This window comes from Halomarina halobia (genome assembly GCF_029338575.1).
GTDB classification, from domain to species: domain Archaea; phylum Halobacteriota; class Halobacteria; order Halobacteriales; family Haloarculaceae; genus Halomarina; species Halomarina halobia.
In genome coordinates this window covers 1475877-1493120 of record NZ_CP119992.1, presented here as the reverse complement: position 1 = coordinate 1493120, position 17244 = coordinate 1475877, and the positions used below count along the sequence as shown (strand labels likewise).

The following is a 17244-nucleotide window of genomic DNA, read 5'->3' as shown; positions in this document are numbered from 1 at the left end:
AGGCAACCCCATGTCTTCCATCGAACTCGCCGCGTACGTGCGCCACGGCTGGAACGACCGCTCGCTGCTCTCGGTAGCCGCGCGACACGAGCGTGCGTTCTGGGGGCTCGCCGTCACGGCGATGCTCCTCGACATCGGCCTCACGTACTACGGCTTACGGCTCGGCCTCGTCGAGATGAACCCGATCGCGTCGGAGATCATCGCGAAGTACGGTCTACCGGGAATGATCGGCATGAAGTCGTTCGGCTTCGGCGTGGCCCTGTTCGGCCGCCGCGTCGTCCACCGACGGTACGCGGCGCTCGTGCCGCTCGCGCTCGCGCTCCCGTGGCTCGTCGCGGCGTGCATCAATGTCGTGATGATCGCGTCGATCCTCTGACCCTCTGACCGACCCTACGGTCTCTTCAACGACAGCGCGGTTCGGTCGAACGCACAGACCAGTTCGTCGTCCTGATTGAACGCCTCGACGTGCATGGTCACGACGCCGCGCTCACCGTCGCTCGTCTCGCGCTTGTCGGTGACCGTCGTCCGCGCGTGAATGGTGTCGCCGTGGAAGACCGGAGCGGGGTGCTCGACGTTGTCGTACGAGAGGTTGGCGACGATGGTCCCGTCGGTGGTGTCGGCGATGGACAGCCCGACGGCGAGCGACATCGTGTAGAGGCCGTTGACCAGTCGCCTGCCGAACTGGGTTCCCTCAGCGAACTCCCCGTCGAGGTGCAGCGGCTGCTGGTTCATCGTCATGTCGCAGAACCGCTGGTTGTCACTCTCGCTCACCGTGCGGCGCTTCTCGTGCTCGATGGTCCGTCCGACCTCGAACTCCTCGTAGTGCAGTCCGGGCATGGAGGGGACTCGTCCCGGCGGGTAAAAGCGTCGGGGGTTCGGCCGGTCGCGGCCCGTGGCCGACGCCGTAATGCTCTCCCTTCACGCGTCTCGCCGGGCGCGACCGGCGTCGAACCGGCCCGAGAGCGGCCGGGGCGGCTGTGGACCACGAACCGCCTCGATCCCCGGTCGTCCCGATCCGCCCGCCCGAATCCCACGTGAAACGTTCTCCTATCCTGAGGCGTCGGCCCCGGGACGTCGCGGCGGACCGCCCCGATTCAATACCGTTGGGGGACACCTCTCCCCCATGCCGCGACGAACCGTGCTCTTCTCGCCCGGCGACGAGCCGGAGCTCATGCGAAAGGCCCCCGGTAGCGGTGCCGACGTGATCGTCTTCGACCTGGAGGACGCAGTCGCACCGGACCGCAAGGAGGCTGGCCGCGAGGCCGTGAACGGCGTCCTCACCGACCCCGACTTCGACCCGGACTGCGAGGTGTGCGTGCGCGTCTCCGGCGACGCGGCGGGCGACGACCTCGACGGGGCGCTCGCCGGATCGCCGCGCGTCGACGCCGTGATGCTTCCCAAGGCGGAGTCGGGCGACGACGTGGACGACCTGGCGGCCGCGCTCGCCGCCCGCGACGCCGACCTGCCCGTGTTCGCGCTCTGTGAGACGGCGGCCGGCGTCCTGCACGCCGAGTCGATCGCGAGCGCGGACGCGACGACCGCGATCGCCTTCGGGGCCGAGGACCTCTCGGCCGACATCGGCGCGAACCGCACCGAGGAGGGGACGGAGGTGCTCTACGCCCGCGAGCACGTCGTCCTGGCGGCGAGCGCGGCCGGGATCGACGCCGTCGACACGGTCTTCACGGCCATCGATGAGACCGAGCGCCTCGCCGAGGAGAGCGCCTTCGCGCGGGATCTGGGCTACGACGGGAAGATGGCGATCCACCCGGCGCAGGTGCCCGTCATCAACGACGCGTTCACGCCCAGCGACGAGCAGGTGGCCTGGGCGCGCCGCGTGATCGCGGCGCGCGACGAGCGCGGCGGCGGGGGTGTCTTCCGCGTCGACGGCGAGATGATCGACGCCCCGCTCGTCGCCCGGGCGGAGAACGTCATCGAGCGAGCCGGCGAGCGTCCGTGAGCCACCCGTAAAGGTCACCCTACGCCGGTAGGAGGTAGTTACTCGCCGGACGTAGTACCGGACGACCGCGGGGACGTTGCCCCCCGACACGTTTAACAGCGCCCCTTCCGAGGGTCGGGTATGTCTGACGCGGCGAATCCCTTTGAGAGTCTACAGGAACAAATCGACGACGCCGCCGAGTATCTCTCCGTTCGCTCCGATCTCCTCGAGCGACTCAAGCACCCCGAGCGGATCCTCGAGACGAACCTCACCGTCGAGATGGACGACGGATCGCTCGCGGTCTTCAAGGCGTTTCGATCCCAGTTCAACGGCGACCGGGGTCCGTACAAGGGCGGCATCCGCTATCACCCCGGCGTCACCCGCGACGAGGTGAAGGCGCTCTCGGGGTGGATGGTCTACAAGACGGCGGTCGTCGACATCCCCTACGGCGGCGGGAAGGGCGGCATCGCCATCGATCCCCGCGAGCACTCCGACGGCGAGATGGAGCGCATCACGCGCGCGTTCGCGAAGGAACTGCGTCCGTTCATCGGTCCGGACCGGGACATCCCCGCGCCCGACGTGAACACCGGCCAGCGGGAGATGAACTGGATCAAGGACACCTACGAGAAGCTGGAGAACACGACTGCACCGGGTGTCATCACCGGGAAGGCTCCCGACAGCGGCGGCAGCGAGGGGCGCGTGGAGGCGACGGGCCGGTCGGTCATGCTGACGGCTCGTGAGACGTTCGACTACCTCGGCAAGAAGGTAGAGAACGCGACCGTCGCCGTCCAGGGGTACGGCAACGCCGGGTCGGTCGCCGCGAAGCTCATCGAGTCCGACCTCGGCGGGAAGGTCATCGCGGTCTCGGACTCGAGCGGCGCGGTCTACAACCCCGACGGGCTCGACGCGCAGGCGGTCAAGGACTTCAAGGACGAGACCGGGTCGGTCACCGGGTACGAGGGGGCCAGCGAGGAGTTCACCAACGAGGAGCTGCTGGCGCTCGACGTGGACCTGCTCGTCCCCGCCGCCCTCGAGAACGCCATCGACGCGGAGATCGCGCGGGACGTGCGGGCCGACGTGATCGTCGAGGCCGCCAACGGGCCCGTCACGCCGGACGCCGACGAGATCCTCACCGAGCGCGACGTCGAGGTGCTCCCCGACATCCTCGCCAACGCGGGCGGCGTCACCGTGAGCTACTTCGAGTGGGTGCAGAACCGCCAGCGCTTCTACTGGACGGAGGAGCGCGTCAACGAGGAACTCGAACGGCTCATCACCGAGGCGTTCGACGCGCTCGTCGAGGCGTACGAGGGGAAGGGGACGCCGAACTTCCGGACCGCGGCCTACGTCGTCGCCATCGAACGGGTCGTGAAGGCCCACGAACAGGGCGGGACGTGGCCGTAGGATCCGACTGCGAGGATCGTCCGACTTCCTGACCGTGGGACCGCCACGTCGGCTCAGGTGTCTCGTGGCTGTCCCACGACTGACAAACACCCGACGGGAACTGGTCAGGCGAAGTTACTTATACGTACAGGGTACTATCACGTGGTAGCGTATGTCGCGCGCGAGACGGGGATTCGCGCGTCCGACATCGTGGCGGAGGAGGCGTTCGCGGAGTCGCGTTCCAACTGTCCGGGATCGATTCACGGCCGTCGGGAGGGCGTGACGCCAACCTGCCGGTTCGATGGGTGAGCGGGAGGGTCACCACGTCCCGTGGCTCCGAGCGGAATCCCCGGCCGGAACACACCATGACGAACACCACTGACACATCCACTGACGTATCCGCTGACGAACTTCCGTCGCGAGGACGGGTCCCGACCGGACTCACCGGACTCGACGAGATCCTCGACGGCGGCTATCTCGACAAGCGTAACTACCTGGTGCGCGGCAGCCCGGGCGTCGGCAAGACGCTCATCGGTTTTCACTTCCTCGCGGCCGGTGTGCATGCCGACGATCGGGTTCTCTTCATCAATCTCGGCGAGGCGGAATCGGACATTCGCCAGAACGCAGCGCAGTTCGGGTTCGGAGGCGAGTTCGAGACGGTTCCGATCGTCGATCTGAGTCCGTCTGCGGGGTACTTCACTGACGCCGGCGACATCTTCCCCCCGGACGAGGTGGAAGGTCGATCGGTCACCCAGGAGATCGTCGACGAGGTTCTGGCGCACGAGCCCGATCGCGTCGTCGTCGATCCCCTCTCGCAGTTCCGGTATCTCTCGACCGACGAGGCACACTTCCGCAAGCAGGTCCTGTCGTTCCTGAAGTTCCTCAAGGAGTCGGAGGCGACGGTGGTGCTCACCTCCGAGAGCACCACGGCCACGCCCGACGACGACATCCAGTTCATGAGCGACGGCGTCGTCACCCTCGACTACTCGTCGACGGCCCGGACCCTCGAAATCTCCAAGTTTCGGGGATCCGACTTCCAGGGCGGTACTCACGCCGTCCGCATCGACGATGACGGGATGACGGTCTTCCCGCGACTCCGTCCCGGGAAGCATCGCGCTGACTTCTCGCCGGATCCGATCTCCTCCGGCGTCCCCGAGATGGACCAACTCCTGCACGGCGGGCTAGAGCGCGGCACCGTCACGCTCATCAGTGGCCCGACGGGCGTCGGCAAGACCACCACCGGCGCGCAGTTCATGAAGGAGGCGGCCGGGCGGGGCGATCGGTCGGTCGTCTACCTGTTCGAGGAGGCGAAAACGACGTTCCTGCATCGTTCGGAGGCGATCCATATGCCCGTTCGAGACATGATCGACCGCGGCACGCTGGCGGTGAAGGAGATCGAGTCGCTCCAACTCTCGTCGGAGGAGCTCTCCAACGACATCCGGCACGAAATCGAGGAGGAGGACACCGGCATCGTGATGATCGACGGGATCGAGGGGTATCAACACACCATTCGGGGGGACAGCGATCGGGTGGTCACCGAACTGCACGCCCTCTGCAGCTACCTCCAGAACATGGGCGTCACGACGATCCTGATCGGCGAGGTGGGGGCCGTCACCGGCGACTTCAGGGTCACGAAACACGAGATCAGTTATCTGGCCGACAACGTCCTCTTCCTCCGCTATCTGGAGCTAGACGGCCACCTCCGGAAGGCGATCGGCGTGTTGAAGAAGCGAGCGAGCGACTTCGAACGGACGTTACGGGGGTTCGAGATCACCGAGTACGGGATCGCCGTCGGCGATCCGCTCACCGGACTCCGGGGCGTCCTGCGCGGCGAACCCAGGTGGATCGAAGACTCCAATACGAGTGCCGGATCGAACGGCTGAACGGGTCGCGACCCACTCGCCTCACGAACCGGGACGCGTCCTCGCGCGGACCCGAACCGCTTAAGCGGGTATCGGGCCGCGGGGTTGGTATGAAAGCGACCGCGCGGGCCCACCCGATCCAGGGGCTCGTGAAGTATCACGGGATGCGCGACGCCGAGCTCCGCCTGCCGTACCACGACAGCATCAGCGTCTGCACCGCGCCGAGCAACACGACGACGACGGTCGAGTTCGACCCCGACCTCGACGCCGACGACCTCACCATCGACGGGGAGGCGGTGACGGGACGGGCCGCCGAGCGGGTCGAGCACGTCCTGGACCACGTCCGCTCGCTCGCGGGCATCGACGACCGGGTGCGGTTCGTCAGCGAGTCGTCGTTCCCGACGAACATCGGCTTCGGCTCCTCCTCCTCGGGGTTCGCCGCCGCCGCCACGGCGCTCTGTGCGGCCGCCGACCTCGACATGACGCGACCCGAGATCTCGACGGTCGCCCGCCGCGGGTCGTCCTCGGCCGCGCGCGCGGTCACGGGCGCGTTCTCCCACCTCCGGACCGGCTTGAACGACGAGGACTGCCGCTCCGAGCGCATCGAGACCGACCTGGAGGACGACCTGCGGATCGTCGCCGTCGAGGTGCCCGCGTACAAGGAGACAGAGGAGGCCCACGCCGAGGCCGCCGAGAGCCACATGTTCGAGGCGCGGATGGCCCACATCCACGGCCAGATCGCCGAGATGCGCGACGCGCTCCGCCGGGGCGACTTCGACGCCGCCTTCGAACTCGCCGAGCACGACTCCCTCTCGCTCGCCGCGACGACGATGACCGGCCCCGCGGGGTGGGTCTACTGGCAGCCGACGACCCTCCGCGTGTTCGACGCCGTGCGCGACCTCCGCGACGACGGCGTCCCCGTCTACTTCTCGACGGACACCGGCGCGAGCGTCTACGTCAACACCCCCCGCGAGCACGTCGAGCGCGTCGAGAGGGCGGTGAGCGAGCACGCCCCCACCCGCGTCTGGGAGGTGGGCGGCCCCGCGCGGGTGCTAGAACCGGACGAGGCGCTGTTCTGAGCGGTCGGCTGCTCCAACCGACGTACGCCTCCCTACCGCTCCAGCCCGCACCCGTTACAGGTCAGATCGAACCCGCCGTCGGCGAGCGCGACGCCGTGGCCCGTCTCCTCCTCGCACTCCGGGCAGTAGACGATCGACTCGATCTCGTCCCACCCGTGGCTCGCGCCCGGCGCGCCGACTGCGAGGCCGACGACGCGCTCCTCGCCCCTGTTGCTGCCCCGCTGGAACTCGCCCGGTTCGAATCGGATCGCCGCGCCGGGACCGACCTCGACCTCCTCGGTCTCGTCGTCGATCCCCTCGCGTACCTCGAACGTGGCCGTCCCCTCCTGCACGTAGAACACCTCCTCCTGGTCGTGGTGGGTGTGGAGCCCGCCGGAGAACGACTCGCCGGGGGCGAGTTCGAAGTAGTTCATCGCGAAGTCCGCGGTGCCGAGCACCTTCGAGACGGGCTTCCTGACCTCGTGGACGCGTAGCGGGTTCGGCTCGTTGCGGATCTCGTCCAGGGCGACCCTCTTCATGGCGTGTACGTGCTGGGAGGCGGAGAACATAGCTGTACGGCCTCGGATCCGAATCGGCCGAGCGTTCTCAAGAATGGTGCTGCTGGAACCAGCGAGCGGGTTCCTGCTGAAACCGTTCGAACCAGTGGAGATCGTCGCGTAGGACCTCGTAGACGATTTCGTGGTCGATGTTCCCGTATTGGTGCGCCAACACGTTTCGAAATCCGACGGCCTCTTCCATCCGCTCTCGTGTCTCGGTCGACAGGATTACGGCCACCTCGAGTGCTTCCATCTCCCTCTTCGCCGTCCCGCTGGGTGAGAGGCCTTCGGTCGAGCGGACGTGCTGAGCGAGGTCGATACGCCCCTGAATGAGGTTCATCAACGTGCGTTCGACCGCCCGTTGTATCACCACGTCGTTCAAGTACTCCTGTTCCGGTACGTCCTGCATCTGCCGCAGATCGGCAGTGTATCTGTTAATATGACGTAATTTATCGACGAATACCTTCTCGTCGACCATCCCGGACGTCTCCCTTCGCGAGCCGGTCTATGAACTCCCGGCTCCCGCACTCGCTCGTCCTCCGTGGCTTCGTACTCTCGTTCGACCCGCTTTCGATACGCATCGGCCTCCTTCTCATCTCCGGAGACGAGGATCCCATCGCGGAATGCGGCGTACGCCACGGGTATCGGGAGCGTGTCGATGTCACTCACGTCTACGGAGTGCTCGGCGTACTGCTGGAGTTCAGCATCGATGCGGTTACGGAGCCGGAATCGCTCGCGCGTCTATTCGCTCCGGGAAGTCGAAGCGCGACGTCGACGTCCGACGACTCCTCTGCCGTACCGCGGATTCGTGAGCCGAAGAGGTGCGCGAATTCGACCGCGGTCTGTGCGAGATAGTCCCTCATCCCGTCGATGTCGATCCCATCAACGGTCGGCTCGCTTCCCGCCATAAGGCTACTAATCACTCGCCGCTTAATGTATTTACATCACCGTCCCCCGTCGAATGGCGGTGAGCGGTGATGCATCGAGGCACCGAGCACCGTTCACCGAGCGTCTTTTACTCACCCATCGCCCGCTCGATCGCGCCCGCCAGGTCCGCCCGGAGGTCCTCGACGTGCTCGATCCCCACCGAGACGCGGATCAGGCCGTCGGTGAGGCCGGCGGCGAGGCGCTCCTCGCGCGGGACCGCGGCGTGGGTCATCGCCGTGGGTTGCTCGATCAGGCTCTCGACGCCCCCCAGCGACTCGGCCAGCGCGAACACCTCGGTCCCCGTGACGACGGCGCTCGCCTGCTCCAGCGTGCCGTCGAGTTCGAAGCTCAGCATGCCGCCGAAGTCGTCCATCTGCTCGCGGGCCACCTCGTGCTGGGGGTGCGAGTCGAGGCCGGGATAGTGGACTGCGGCCACGTCGGGGTGGTCGTCCAGCCACGCGGCGAGTTCGCGGGCGTTCTCGCAGTGGCGGTCCATCCGCACGGGGAGCGTCTTCGTCCCCCGGAGGACGAGGAAGCAGCCGAAGGGATCGGGCGTCGCGCCGACGGCGTTCTGGTAGTAGCCGATGCGCTCGTCGAGGTCGGGGTCGTCGGTGATCAGCGCGCCGCCGACCACGTCCGAGTGGCCGCCGAGGTACTTCGTCAGCGAGTGCGAGACGACGTCCGCGCCGAGGTCGAGCGGCCGCTGGAGGTACGGCGTGGCGAAAGTGTTGTCCACGGCGCAGAGCGCGCCGTGCTCGTGGGCGATCGCCGCGACCCGCTCTACGTCCACGACCTGCATCAGGGGGTTCGTCGGCGTCTCCGACCACACGAGTTCCGTCTCGGGGCGCATCGCCGCCTCGATCGCCGCGGGATCGGTCATGTCCACGAAGTCGAACTCGAGGTCGTACGCCTCGTACACGCCCGTAAACAGGCGGTGGGTACCCCCGTAGACGTCGTCGCCGGTGACGACGTGATCGCCGGCCTCGAGGAGGTTCATCACGGTGTTGATCGAGCCCATCCCCGAGGAGAAGGCGCGGCCGTGCGTTCCCCCTTCGAGGCTCGCGAGGTTCTCCTCCAGGGCGGTCCGCGTCGGGTTGCCCGTCCGGGAGTACTCGTAGCCCCGGTGGTCGCCCGGGCCGTCCTGTGCGTACGTCGAGTTGGCGAAGATGGGCGTCATCAGCGCGCCCGTCTCGGGGTCGGGTTCCTGTCCGGCGTGGATCGCGCGCGTCTCGATACAGCGTGAGGGATCGTCCATGGGGAGACCAGCGCGGCCTGCGGTGTGTCTCTTGCCCTTCGCGGGGCGACGGCGCTCCGTCGGTGACCGCCGGACGGGGGGAGGTTCCGGGCCGCGCCCCTTCTCGGCAGAAGGAGTGTGGTTATCGCTCTCTCGGCACTACGAGGGGTGCTGCACCGAAGAGCGCCCGTCACGAAATCGGCTACTGCGACGGTGTGACAGCGCCGCCGAGCGGTGGTGATCCGGGTCCGAGATCGGCGTTTGACGGCACACGAGAGGGCGCCAGTCTATCGCGGCCACCTCCCCACCTGTGGCCGCTCCCGCTCGCATCGGAGCCGGGAGCTCACTCCGTTGGCGTCTCCGGGAGCGCGGCCCCGTACCCACCCCGCCGATCGTGGTGGGACAGGTGACCCCCACGCTACGTCTCCAGCCGACGCGCTCGACGGTCCGTGCGATCGTCAATCCGTTCGGTCGATACACCCATCGCACCCTCGGAGCCGCGCTCGTCGTCCGCGCTGACGGCGTCCCGGCCCGGTGTCTCGCCCCGGTCGAGACACGCCCTCGACACTTCTTCCGGAAGTGACGCGCCGCGTTTCCGGCGTAATCCGTCGTTACTCGGTGACCGTAATTGTCGAACGACTGTACCGAACGGCGTCGGTTTCGACCGCCTGTCCGAACTCGCCGCGTGGGAGACTGTCCGGTCGAAGCTGACACGTCGGCGAGACTGTTGTGACCGTTGTACTAGACAACGATCGGGAACTGTCTCTACCGCCCTCATTAACAATATCCCATGCCGGTGACAGGCCCGTTAGACGACAATGACACTGTTCGACCTCACTGGCTTCCAGCGCGACCTGCTGTACGTGATCGCCGGGTTCGACCAGCCCTCGGGCCAACAGATCAAGGGCGAACTGGAGGCGCACACCGACCGCGAGATCACCCACGGTCGCCTCTATCCGAACCTCGATACGCTCGTCAATCGCGGGTACGTCGAGAAGGGTCAGCTCGACCGCCGAACGAACTGGTACGCGCTCTCCGACGACGGGCGCGAGGCGATCGTCGCCCGCCACGAGTGGGAGGACAACTACGTCCCATTCGAGACGCCGCTACAGACGTAGACGAACGGTGCACCGGCCCTCCGTGACGGGGAGGCGTCAGCCTTCCCACTCCTCGAAGCTCCCGTAGATACCCTTCGAGAGGTAGCGCTCGCTGGAGTCGGGGAAGACGGTGACGACGCTGTCGAAGGGCGCGTCGATCGCGCCCTCCTCGATGCCCTCGGCCACCTGTCGCGCGGCGACGCTCGCCGCGCCGGAGCTGGAGGCGGCGAGGTGACCCTCCTCGCGGGCGAGGCGCTTCAACTCCGCCTGCGCGTCGCGGTCGGGGACGGCGATCACGTTGTCGACGAGATCGGGGTCGAACAGCTCGTTCGTCGCCACGTCGTTCGTCCCGATCCCCTCCGTCTTGTACTCGTGGTGACGGGGGTGGCGGCCGACCGCGCGGCCGTAGACCGACCCCTCGGGTTCGACCGCCGCGACGTGGGTGCTCGGGTGGCGCTCGCGGGCGTACCGGGCGATCCCCATGAGCGTGCCGGCGGTCCCGACGCCGGCGACGACCGCGCCGACCCTCCCCTCGAGCGCCTCGTAGATCTCCGGGGCGGTCGTGGCGTAGTGCGCCTCGGCGTTGAGCGGGTTTGAGAACTGCTGGGGGACGACGCCGTCGCGCGCCGCGGCGAGTTCGCGGGCGCGCTCTATAGCCCCGGCCATCCCGTCCTCGGTGGGAGTGTTCACGACCTCCGCGCCGAGCGCGCGCATGAGCTGCTGCTTCTCGACGCTGAACCGCTCGGGAACGACGAACACCGCGCGCACGTCGAGCTGCCCCGCCGCGATGGCGAACCCGATGCCCGTGTTCCCGGCCGTCGGTTCGACGATCGTGCCGCCGGGCTCGAGGGTCCCGTCCTCGAGCATCCGTTCGAGCATGTACCGACCGATGCGGTCCTTCACGCTCGCGCCGGGGTTGAACGTCTCCAGCTTCGCGTAGACGGGGACCGACTCGGGACCGGCGTGGACGCGGACGAGCGGCGTCTCGCCGATCGTCTCGACCACCGACGGGAGGGGGTCGCGGTGTGTCGTCATCTGTCGGCAAATATTGCACGTCCGCGCATTAACCTGGCGGGTTCGTGTGCGCGGCGGGGAGCGCGGGGCGCTGGACGCGGAACGTCGCGAGGCAGCGCGGAGCGAGCGCGGCCGCTACCGGCCGGCCGCCTCGACCAGCGCCCGGACGCGCCCCTCCTCCACCGGGGCGGTCGCGTCGTCCGCCTTGAGCGCCGAACCGACGACGACGCCGTCGGCGATCGCGAGGAGGTCGGCGACGGTGTCGGCGGTCGCGCCGCTCCCGACGAACGCGGGCACGCCGCACCCGTCCGCAGGCGCTCGTCGTCGACGGACTGTCCGGTCCCGCCGCCGGAGACGATCACGCCGTCCGCGAGGCCGCGTTCGACGACGTCGCGGACGTGCCTCCCTCGGCTCAGGTGGGTTCGGGTCCCTCCTCGATCTCGCGGAGACAGAGGCGGCCGTCGGCGTGTACCACGACGCAGTGCCCGTCGTAGACGAACGCGACGTGCCCGTCGGTTCGCGGACCGCCGCCGCCGTCGGACGGTTCGAACAGTTGGTTGAGCGCGTCGAAGTCGAGGTGATCCGAGAGGGGGACGATCTCCGTCAGTTCGCGGCCGGTGACCGCGGCGAGGGCCAGCACCACCGAGGTGCTGACGGAGTCGTCCGAGTCCCAGTCGTGGACGGTGCGATACCACCCCGTCCCGGGGTCGTACTCGACCGTCTCGTCTCGAGCGTGGTGGAATCCGTCAGTGTGTTCGTTACTCATTTGGGACACTACCGTGGGCGGACCGAGCAGTACTCCGCTCGTCCTCGTCGTCCCGACGGCACCGACGAGCGTGGAATAGGCGGTTCTCGGCAGAAGGTGTATATTAATCGAACTCGTCGGGATGCGCCCTACCGATCGGCCGCCAGCGTGCCCCCGACCAGGCGGTGCAGCCCGCGCTGGATCCGCTGGGAGATCGCCCGCTGGCTCACGCCGAAGTGGTCGGCCAGTTCCTGTTGCGTGACTCGGCGCGGGTCGTCGAAGTAGCCCCGTTCGTACGCGGCGACGAGCGTCGCGCGCTGGTCCTCGGTCAGATCGTACTGCTCTCCGGTGCGCATCTCGGTCACGCTGTACAGCCGTCGCAGTTGCAGGGGGATCTCGTTCTCGACGGCGTACGCCCGGAACCGCCGAAGCGCGTCGCGATCCGGGAAGCGAAGCTCGAACCGCCAGCCGTCGACCGTCCCCCGCGCTTCGAGGATCGACGCTTCCACCGCCGTCACGCCCGCGACGAGCCCGGCGACGGCGTGGTTCCACCGCGCCCGGTAGAGGACGCCGGTGTCGACGCGGTCGACGGCGGTCAGCGACTCGACGGCCCGCTTCTCGTGCACTCGCCGTTCGAACCCCTCGAAGTCGCCGCTGTCCCACGCCCAGAAGAACGGCAGCACTCCCTCCTCGGTCGGGACGATGCGCTCCAGCTCGATCCGCATCTCCGGTTCGGCCGTGAGCGCGTCACCCAGCGGGAACGCCTCGACCGGGAGGGTGAAATCAACGATCGTCGCCATGCCGACCCCTTGTCGCCCGGCCGCCAAAGGTACCGGGACCGCTCCGAAGCCGTGTCCGTTCCGACCGGGAGCCGATGGCGCGTCGCTTCCAGTCCCCCGAAGCGTCCTCGGCGTCCCGTCGCCGTTCGATCCGTCGTCCCCGACGCGGCCGGCGAACACCTGTCCGCCTTCGGGGGCGTCCGTAGAGTGAGGTGGCTCCGCGCCCTACTGCCTCCGATGACCCCGTTCGAGACCGGCGACCTGCTCGGGCGGTTCCCGTACGTCCGGGTAGGGGAGGGAGCGAAGCCGCTCGTCGTCTTCCCCGGGGTGGGCGACGCGATGTTCGACGGCGACTATCCGCCCCCGAGCGCGTGGGTGCTCCGGCGGTACTTCCGTCGGTTCGTGGACGACTACGCCGTCTACGTCGTGAGCCGCCCGCGAGGCCTCCCGGAGGGAGAGACCATCGAGGGGATGGCGGCCGACTACGCGGACGCCCTGGAACGGGAACTCGGCCCCGCCGACGTGCTCGGCATCTCTATGGGCGGCATGATCGGCCAGGCGTTCGCCGCCGATCACCCGGATCTCGTCGACGCCCTCGTGCTCGCAAACACCGGATGTCGCGTCGCCGACGCCGCGCAGGACACCGTCCGCCGGTTCCGGCGGTACGCGCGGGCACACGACTGGGGGCGGATCCGCGCGGAACTCGCGGCCGCGATGTTCACCGACTGGCGGGCGGTGTCCTATCCGCCCCTCGCGCTGACCGTCGGCCGGTTCGTCCTGCCGCGCCCGGCCGTCCCGGCCGACGTCCGCGTCTCGCTCGACGCCATCCTGGCGTTCGACTGGCGGGACCGACTCGACGACGTCGACGCCCGGACGCTCGTCGTCGGCGGTAGCGACGATCCGTACTTCCCGGAACCGATACTCGAGGAGACCGCCGCCGGAATCCCCGACGCGACGCTCTTCGCGTTCAGCGGGGCGACGCACGGGGCGTTCCACGAACGGAAGTCGGCCTTCGACTCGCGCGTCAAGGCCTTCCTGCGGCGATAGACCGGCGTGTCCGTCGCGCGAAACCGGGCGAGCGGACCGCGGTTCAGTCGCGGAGCCTGCAAGTGCAACGCCTCACGAACCGCGGGGCGATGCTGTCGCATGGCCGATTGCACGGTCCTGATCACGGGCTGCTCGTCCGGGATCGGACGCGAGACGGCGCTCGCGGAACGCGAGCGGGGGTGGAACGTCTGCGCCACCCGGTCGAGACGCGGTCCGGGGAGCGGGCGCTCGCGCGGAAGGAGGACCTCGAACCGACGGGGACGTACGGCTGGTTCTACAGGCTCTACGATCCGGAGCTGTACGATCGCCGGTTCATCGACAGGGGTTCGGATACGTCCATCCCCGACGCGTGGCGGCGGTGGTCGTGGACGCCGCGACCGACGACGGCCCCACCGGCGCTACGTCGTCGGCCCCTGGAAGTACCTGCTGTTGCTCGGGTTCGCCGTGCCCGACGCGGGCCGCGACCTGCGCTACCGGCTCCTGAAGCGGTTCGCGTAGCGCCTCCGAGCCCCGCGGCGGCCCCGGGCGGAAGTCACTCGAGGCTGAGCGCCCTACCCCCTCACATGGGTGACGAGCGCTCCCGGGCGGCGCGGAAGGACAGGTACGCCGCCGTCATCGACCAGGAGAAGGTCACCGACGAGGTCCGTGACGTCGCCCTGAAGTACGATCCGCTGAACCGGTCGGGGCGGCAGGAGGGGTTTCACGTGACCGCGGATGGCGAGCTCCACATCGACGACGACCGGGTGATCGAGGAGCACCGGATCGTGGAGCACCGCATCCCGAACGACGCGATCAAGATCGTCCGGCTGCCCGCCGAGCGGGGGCGGCTGGTCCACCAGTACGGGCAGAACGGGTTTCGGCTCTACGGGTTGCCGACCCCGGTCGAGGGGCGCGTCGTCGGCCTGCTGGGGCCGAACGGCGTCGGGAAGTCCACCGCCCTCCGCGTTCTCGCCGGTCTCTTGAAGCCGAACCTCGGCGCGTCCGACGGGGCCGAGTGGGACGCGATCGTCCGCGCGTTCCGCGGGACCGGCGTCCAGCGCTACCTGGAGGACCTGCGGGACGGCGACCTGCGAGCGGCGTACAAACCCCAGCGCGTCGATCGGCTCCCCGGGCGGTACGAGGGGACCGTCGGGGACCTGCTGGAGGCGCGCGACGAGCGTGGATCGCGAGCGACGGCCGTCGAACGCCTCGAACTCGGCGGACTCCTCGGTCGGCGAACGGACGAACTGTCGGGCGGCGAACTCCAGCGCGTCGCGATCGCCGCGACGCTCGTGGCTGACGCGGACGCGTACCTGCTCGACGAGCCCTCCTCGTACCTCGACGTCGGCCAGCGGCTGACCGTCGCCCGGGCGCTCTCCCCCCTCGCCGGCGCGCGGCGGGTCCTCGTCGTCGATCACGACCTCGTCACCCTCGACGTCGCGTGCGACGACGTCGACGTCGTCTACGGCGACCCCGGCGGGTTCGGCGTCGTCTCCCGGCCGCTCTCGGCGCGCCGGGGGATCAACCAGTTCCTGACGGGATACCTGCGGTCCGAGAACGTCCGGATCCGCGAGGACGCCGTCGACTTCCTCCGACGGCCGGGCCGACGCGTCAGCGACGAGGAGCCGGTCGTCGAGTTCTCCCCACTGGCGGCGTCGTTCCCATCGTTCTCGCTCCGGACGGAGGCCGGCGCGGTCCGCCGCGGGGAGGTGCTCGGCATCTTCGGCCGCAACGGCCTGGGAAAGACGACGTTCGCGAAGCTGCTGGCGGGCGCGATCGAACCGGACGACGGCGAGGTGGCGGGGGACGTCCGCGTCTCGTACAAGCCCCAGCACGTCGAGCCGTCCTACGACGGCACCATCCGGGAACTGTTCGAGGAGGCAGTCGGCGACCGCGGACGGGCGTTCGAGACGGGGGTCCGGCGGCCGTTCGACCTCGAACCGCTCCTCGACCGCGACGTCGGACGCCTCTCCGGGGGAGAGCTGCAGCGCGTCGGCGTCGCGCTCGCGCTGGCGAGGCGCGCCGACATGTACCTGCTCGACGAACCGTCGGCGTACCTCGACGTCGACGGGCGGACGTCGCTCGCGACGCACCTCCGCGCGTTCGTCGAGGAGGGCGCTCCGTGTCTCGTGATCGATCACGACCTGCTGCTGTTGCACTACGTCTCCGACCGGGCCATGGTGTTCGAGGGCACTCCGGGTGAGAGGGGGATCGCACGGTCGCCGGAGTCGGTGCGCCGGGGGACGAACCGATTCCTGAAGACCGTGGACGTGACCTTCCGGCGGGACCCGAACACCGGTCGGCCGCGCGCGAACGACCCCGGAAGCAGGAAGGACCGAGAACAGAAGCGATCGGGCGACTACTACGTGGCGTAGCGCCGTGACGAATCGCGTCGGGGTGGCGACCCGGACGGCGGGCGAAACCGTCCCCTCGGAGGCCGGGGCGTCAGAGCGCCACGCCGTGCATCAGGAACCCGGCCGTGAGCAACCCGCCGACGAGCGCCCCGACGGCGGCGGCGAGCGCGAGCAGCCGGAGGGAGATCCCGACCCTGGCGCACTCCTCGGCGTCGATCGCCGCGCCACAGCGAGCGCACGCCCGTCCGTCCCCGGCGTCCGGGTCGTCTGTCCAGTCGTGGCCGTCGCGCCGGCAGACGACGGGACCGAACAACGGGGCGGGTGGCGGTGAGTCGTGAGTCATCGTCGGAACGACCTCGGCCGGCGGCGTACGACCGGACGACGTCGGACGATCGGAACTCGCCTCCCCTGCGATAAGTGCTTACCGGCTCCTGAGCGCACTGTGCTTCGGGACCGCCGCTACTCCATCGTCACGAAGTCGTCGGCCGGCCGGGCCAGTTCCAGCAACGGCGCGAGATCGGCCGCGCCGTCCGCCAGCGCCACGTCTTCGCCCCGCGCGTCGTACTCCACGATACCCGCCTCGGACAGCTTCGGGAGGTGGACGTGAGCCAGGTTGATGGCGACTCGCCGCCGGATCCCCTCCGGCGAGTCGTCTGAATCGCGGGCCTCCTCCCACGAAGCTATCCGCTCTACGAGTTCCCTCCGGGTCGCCGTTCCGTCGCCGTCGATCAGGTGATAGAGGACGACCCGACGGTGTGCGTCCGCTACCAGGTCGAACGCCGTATCCGGGGTCATCGCCGGATTCCATTCCACCACGTCGTAATCCCTTGACACTTGTTGGCCAGTATCATATGAAAGTGTAACGCTTTTCGACGGTGGGCGCGACGATTCGAACACCCCGTTCTCGACCAATGCGGTCGAACAGGGCAGCCCCCAGTCTCCCACTGGGCACACCGTGAACGGCCGGAATCGGATCGCCGTCTGGGTCGCCCGTTTCTGCATACCCTAGCTTCCGGCCATCCGGGAGCGTCACTGTATCTGGGTTCTCGAACAGGTCACGCGCGATAGCGAGCGTTCCCTCGGTCCCATCCTCGAGGAACGGCGGTAGGGCGTTCCGCCCACACCAGCGCCGGAACGGGACGTCGACGAGACTATTCATCGGCTAAATATCGACGCCTATCTAAGTAAGGTTAAACGTGAACGCGCGCTACCAGCCGTTTCCAACCCAGAACGTGCCCGGGTTCATTCGAACCCTCTGCGTCGGCTCGCTCCTCA

The 17244-nt window shown here is 68.6% G+C and carries 20 protein-coding genes and 1 pseudogene; 9 read left to right on the top strand and 12 right to left on the bottom strand.

Annotated features, from left to right (window positions below):
- Positions 1 to 10 precede the first annotated feature (10 nt).
- On the top strand, positions 11 to 376 hold the full coding sequence (locus P1K31_RS07890; RefSeq protein WP_276302782.1) for a DUF5658 family protein: 366 nt from the start codon (positions 11 to 13) through the stop codon (positions 374 to 376).
- 14 nt (positions 377 to 390) lie between these two features.
- On the opposite strand, the gene P1K31_RS07885 is transcribed toward P1K31_RS07890, so the two are convergent.
- Positions 391 to 837 (bottom strand): MaoC family dehydratase, encoded by a 447-nt coding sequence (locus P1K31_RS07885; protein ID WP_276302781.1) that lies wholly within the window; start codon positions 835 to 837, stop codon positions 391 to 393.
- A gap of 286 nt (positions 838 to 1123) precedes the next feature.
- On the opposite strand from P1K31_RS07885, the gene P1K31_RS07880 reads away from it, so the two are divergent.
- The 4 genes from P1K31_RS07880 to mvaD all read left to right on the top strand — a co-directional run bounded on the left by P1K31_RS07880 (position 1124) and on the right by mvaD (position 6257).
- Positions 1124 to 1957 carry an HpcH/HpaI aldolase/citrate lyase family protein gene (locus P1K31_RS07880; RefSeq protein ID WP_276302780.1) on the top strand — a complete coding sequence of 278 codons (834 nt, stop codon included), beginning with the start codon at positions 1124 to 1126 and terminating at the stop codon, positions 1955 to 1957.
- 120 nt (positions 1958 to 2077) lie between these two features.
- Positions 2078 to 3337, top strand: coding sequence for a Glu/Leu/Phe/Val family dehydrogenase (locus tag P1K31_RS07875; protein WP_276302779.1), 1260 nt, complete (start codon positions 2078 to 2080; stop codon positions 3335 to 3337).
- Between the two features lie 344 nt (positions 3338 to 3681).
- Complete coding sequence (locus P1K31_RS07870; RefSeq protein WP_276302778.1) at positions 3682 to 5199, top strand: ATPase domain-containing protein; 1518 nt, start codon at positions 3682 to 3684, stop codon at positions 5197 to 5199.
- An 89-nt stretch (positions 5200 to 5288) separates the two neighbouring features.
- Entirely contained in the window at positions 5289 to 6257 is a 969-nt protein-coding gene (gene mvaD, locus P1K31_RS07865; protein ID WP_276302777.1) for a phosphomevalonate decarboxylase MvaD, read from the top strand.
- Positions 6258 to 6289: 32 nt separating this feature from the next.
- Here mvaD and P1K31_RS07860 read toward each other — a convergent pair whose 3' ends face one another.
- The 4 genes from P1K31_RS07860 to P1K31_RS07845 form a co-directional block, all read right to left on the bottom strand.
- Positions 6290 to 6775: a cupin domain-containing protein gene (locus P1K31_RS07860; protein ID WP_276302776.1), complete on the bottom strand. Its 486-nt coding sequence runs from the start codon at positions 6773 to 6775 to the stop codon at positions 6290 to 6292.
- A gap of 67 nt (positions 6776 to 6842) precedes the next feature.
- Complete coding sequence (gene hepT / locus P1K31_RS07855; protein WP_276302775.1) at positions 6843 to 7271, bottom strand: type VII toxin-antitoxin system HepT family RNase toxin; 429 nt, start codon at positions 7269 to 7271, stop codon at positions 6843 to 6845.
- Between the two features lie 193 nt (positions 7272 to 7464).
- A complete protein-coding gene (locus P1K31_RS21865; RefSeq protein WP_368410855.1) occupies positions 7465 to 7656 on the bottom strand; it encodes a nucleotidyltransferase domain-containing protein in 192 nt (63 codons plus the stop codon).
- 152 nt (positions 7657 to 7808) lie between these two features.
- Positions 7809 to 8975 carry a cystathionine gamma-synthase gene (locus P1K31_RS07845; RefSeq protein ID WP_276302773.1) on the bottom strand — a complete coding sequence of 389 codons (1167 nt, stop codon included), beginning with the start codon at positions 8973 to 8975 and terminating at the stop codon, positions 7809 to 7811.
- Positions 8976 to 9778: 803 nt separating this feature from the next.
- Between P1K31_RS07845 and P1K31_RS07840 the strand changes: the two genes are divergently transcribed.
- Positions 9779 to 10072, top strand: a complete 294-nt coding sequence (locus P1K31_RS07840; protein WP_276305726.1) for a helix-turn-helix transcriptional regulator — start codon at positions 9779 to 9781, stop codon at positions 10070 to 10072.
- 36 nt (positions 10073 to 10108) lie between these two features.
- Here P1K31_RS07840 and P1K31_RS07835 read toward each other — a convergent pair whose 3' ends face one another.
- From P1K31_RS07835 to P1K31_RS07820, 4 genes are all read right to left on the bottom strand, one after another.
- The gene (locus P1K31_RS07835; RefSeq protein WP_276302772.1) at positions 10109 to 11086 is read right to left on the bottom strand and encodes a PLP-dependent cysteine synthase family protein; all 978 of its coding nucleotides are present in this window, start codon (positions 11084 to 11086) and stop codon (positions 10109 to 10111) included.
- Positions 11087 to 11200: 114 nt separating this feature from the next.
- Entirely contained in the window at positions 11201 to 11362 is a 162-nt protein-coding gene (locus tag P1K31_RS07830) for a BtpA/SgcQ family protein (protein WP_276302771.1), read from the bottom strand.
- A gap of 115 nt (positions 11363 to 11477) precedes the next feature.
- Positions 11478 to 11831 carry a HalOD1 output domain-containing protein gene (locus tag P1K31_RS07825; protein WP_276302770.1) on the bottom strand — a complete coding sequence of 118 codons (354 nt, stop codon included), beginning with the start codon at positions 11829 to 11831 and terminating at the stop codon, positions 11478 to 11480.
- Positions 11832 to 11959: 128 nt separating this feature from the next.
- Positions 11960 to 12610, bottom strand: a complete 651-nt coding sequence (locus P1K31_RS07820) for a helix-turn-helix domain-containing protein (protein WP_276302769.1) — start codon at positions 12608 to 12610, stop codon at positions 11960 to 11962.
- Positions 12611 to 12826: 216 nt separating this feature from the next.
- On the opposite strand from P1K31_RS07820, the gene P1K31_RS07815 reads away from it, so the two are divergent.
- The 3 genes and pseudogenes from P1K31_RS07815 (at position 12827) to P1K31_RS07810 (ending at position 15990) form a co-directional block, all read left to right on the top strand.
- Positions 12827 to 13636: an alpha/beta fold hydrolase gene (locus P1K31_RS07815; protein WP_276302768.1), complete on the top strand. Its 810-nt coding sequence runs from the start codon at positions 12827 to 12829 to the stop codon at positions 13634 to 13636.
- Between the two features lie 99 nt (positions 13637 to 13735).
- Positions 13736 to 13834 (top strand): annotated as a pseudogene (locus P1K31_RS22045) (oxidoreductase); the annotation flags it as partial.
- Between the two features lie 365 nt (positions 13835 to 14199).
- On the top strand, positions 14200 to 15990 hold the full coding sequence (locus tag P1K31_RS07810) for a ribosome biogenesis/translation initiation ATPase RLI (protein WP_276302767.1): 1791 nt from the start codon (positions 14200 to 14202) through the stop codon (positions 15988 to 15990).
- 70 nt (positions 15991 to 16060) lie between these two features.
- Here P1K31_RS07810 and P1K31_RS07805 read toward each other — a convergent pair whose 3' ends face one another.
- From P1K31_RS07805 to P1K31_RS07795, 3 genes are all read right to left on the bottom strand, one after another.
- On the bottom strand, positions 16061 to 16312 hold the full coding sequence (locus P1K31_RS07805) for a hypothetical protein (protein WP_276302766.1): 252 nt from the start codon (positions 16310 to 16312) through the stop codon (positions 16061 to 16063).
- A gap of 116 nt (positions 16313 to 16428) precedes the next feature.
- On the bottom strand, positions 16429 to 16764 hold the full coding sequence (locus tag P1K31_RS07800; protein WP_276302765.1) for a DUF7344 domain-containing protein: 336 nt from the start codon (positions 16762 to 16764) through the stop codon (positions 16429 to 16431).
- A gap of 52 nt (positions 16765 to 16816) precedes the next feature.
- Positions 16817 to 17128, bottom strand: a complete 312-nt coding sequence (locus tag P1K31_RS07795; protein ID WP_276302764.1) for a hypothetical protein — start codon at positions 17126 to 17128, stop codon at positions 16817 to 16819.
- Positions 17129 to 17244 lie beyond the last annotated feature (116 nt).

What these genes read in the sequence shown, in the direction of transcription:
- P1K31_RS07890 (WP_276302782.1), top strand. Translation starts at nt 11, where the DNA reads ATGTCTTCCATCGAACTCGCCGCGTACGTGCGCCACGGCTGGAACGAC.
- P1K31_RS07885 (WP_276302781.1), bottom strand. Translation starts at nt 837, where the DNA reads ATGCCCGGACTGCACTACGAGGAGTTCGAGGTCGGACGGACCATCGAG.
- P1K31_RS07880 (WP_276302780.1), top strand. Translation starts at nt 1,124, where the DNA reads ATGCCGCGACGAACCGTGCTCTTCTCGCCCGGCGACGAGCCGGAGCTC.
- P1K31_RS07875 (WP_276302779.1), top strand. Translation starts at nt 2,078, where the DNA reads ATGTCTGACGCGGCGAATCCCTTTGAGAGTCTACAGGAACAAATCGAC.
- P1K31_RS07870 (WP_276302778.1), top strand. Translation starts at nt 3,682, where the DNA reads ATGACGAACACCACTGACACATCCACTGACGTATCCGCTGACGAACTT.
- mvaD (WP_276302777.1), top strand. Translation starts at nt 5,289, where the DNA reads ATGAAAGCGACCGCGCGGGCCCACCCGATCCAGGGGCTCGTGAAGTAT.
- P1K31_RS07860 (WP_276302776.1), bottom strand. Translation starts at nt 6,775, where the DNA reads ATGAAGAGGGTCGCCCTGGACGAGATCCGCAACGAGCCGAACCCGCTA.
- hepT (WP_276302775.1), bottom strand. Translation starts at nt 7,271, where the DNA reads ATGGTCGACGAGAAGGTATTCGTCGATAAATTACGTCATATTAACAGA.
- P1K31_RS21865 (WP_368410855.1), bottom strand. Translation starts at nt 7,656, where the DNA reads ATGAGGGACTATCTCGCACAGACCGCGGTCGAATTCGCGCACCTCTTC.
- P1K31_RS07845 (WP_276302773.1), bottom strand. Translation starts at nt 8,975, where the DNA reads ATGGACGATCCCTCACGCTGTATCGAGACGCGCGCGATCCACGCCGGA.
- P1K31_RS07835 (WP_276302772.1), bottom strand. Translation starts at nt 11,086, where the DNA reads ATGACGACACACCGCGACCCCCTCCCGTCGGTGGTCGAGACGATCGGC.
- P1K31_RS07825 (WP_276302770.1), bottom strand. Translation starts at nt 11,831, where the DNA reads ATGAGTAACGAACACACTGACGGATTCCACCACGCTCGAGACGAGACG.
- P1K31_RS07820 (WP_276302769.1), bottom strand. Translation starts at nt 12,610, where the DNA reads ATGGCGACGATCGTTGATTTCACCCTCCCGGTCGAGGCGTTCCCGCTG.
- P1K31_RS07815 (WP_276302768.1), top strand. Translation starts at nt 12,827, where the DNA reads ATGACCCCGTTCGAGACCGGCGACCTGCTCGGGCGGTTCCCGTACGTC.
- P1K31_RS07810 (WP_276302767.1), top strand. Translation starts at nt 14,200, where the DNA reads ATGGGTGACGAGCGCTCCCGGGCGGCGCGGAAGGACAGGTACGCCGCC.
- P1K31_RS07805 (WP_276302766.1), bottom strand. Translation starts at nt 16,312, where the DNA reads ATGACTCACGACTCACCGCCACCCGCCCCGTTGTTCGGTCCCGTCGTC.
- P1K31_RS07800 (WP_276302765.1), bottom strand. Translation starts at nt 16,764, where the DNA reads ATGACCCCGGATACGGCGTTCGACCTGGTAGCGGACGCACACCGTCGG.
- P1K31_RS07795 (WP_276302764.1), bottom strand. Translation starts at nt 17,128, where the DNA reads ATGAATAGTCTCGTCGACGTCCCGTTCCGGCGCTGGTGTGGGCGGAAC.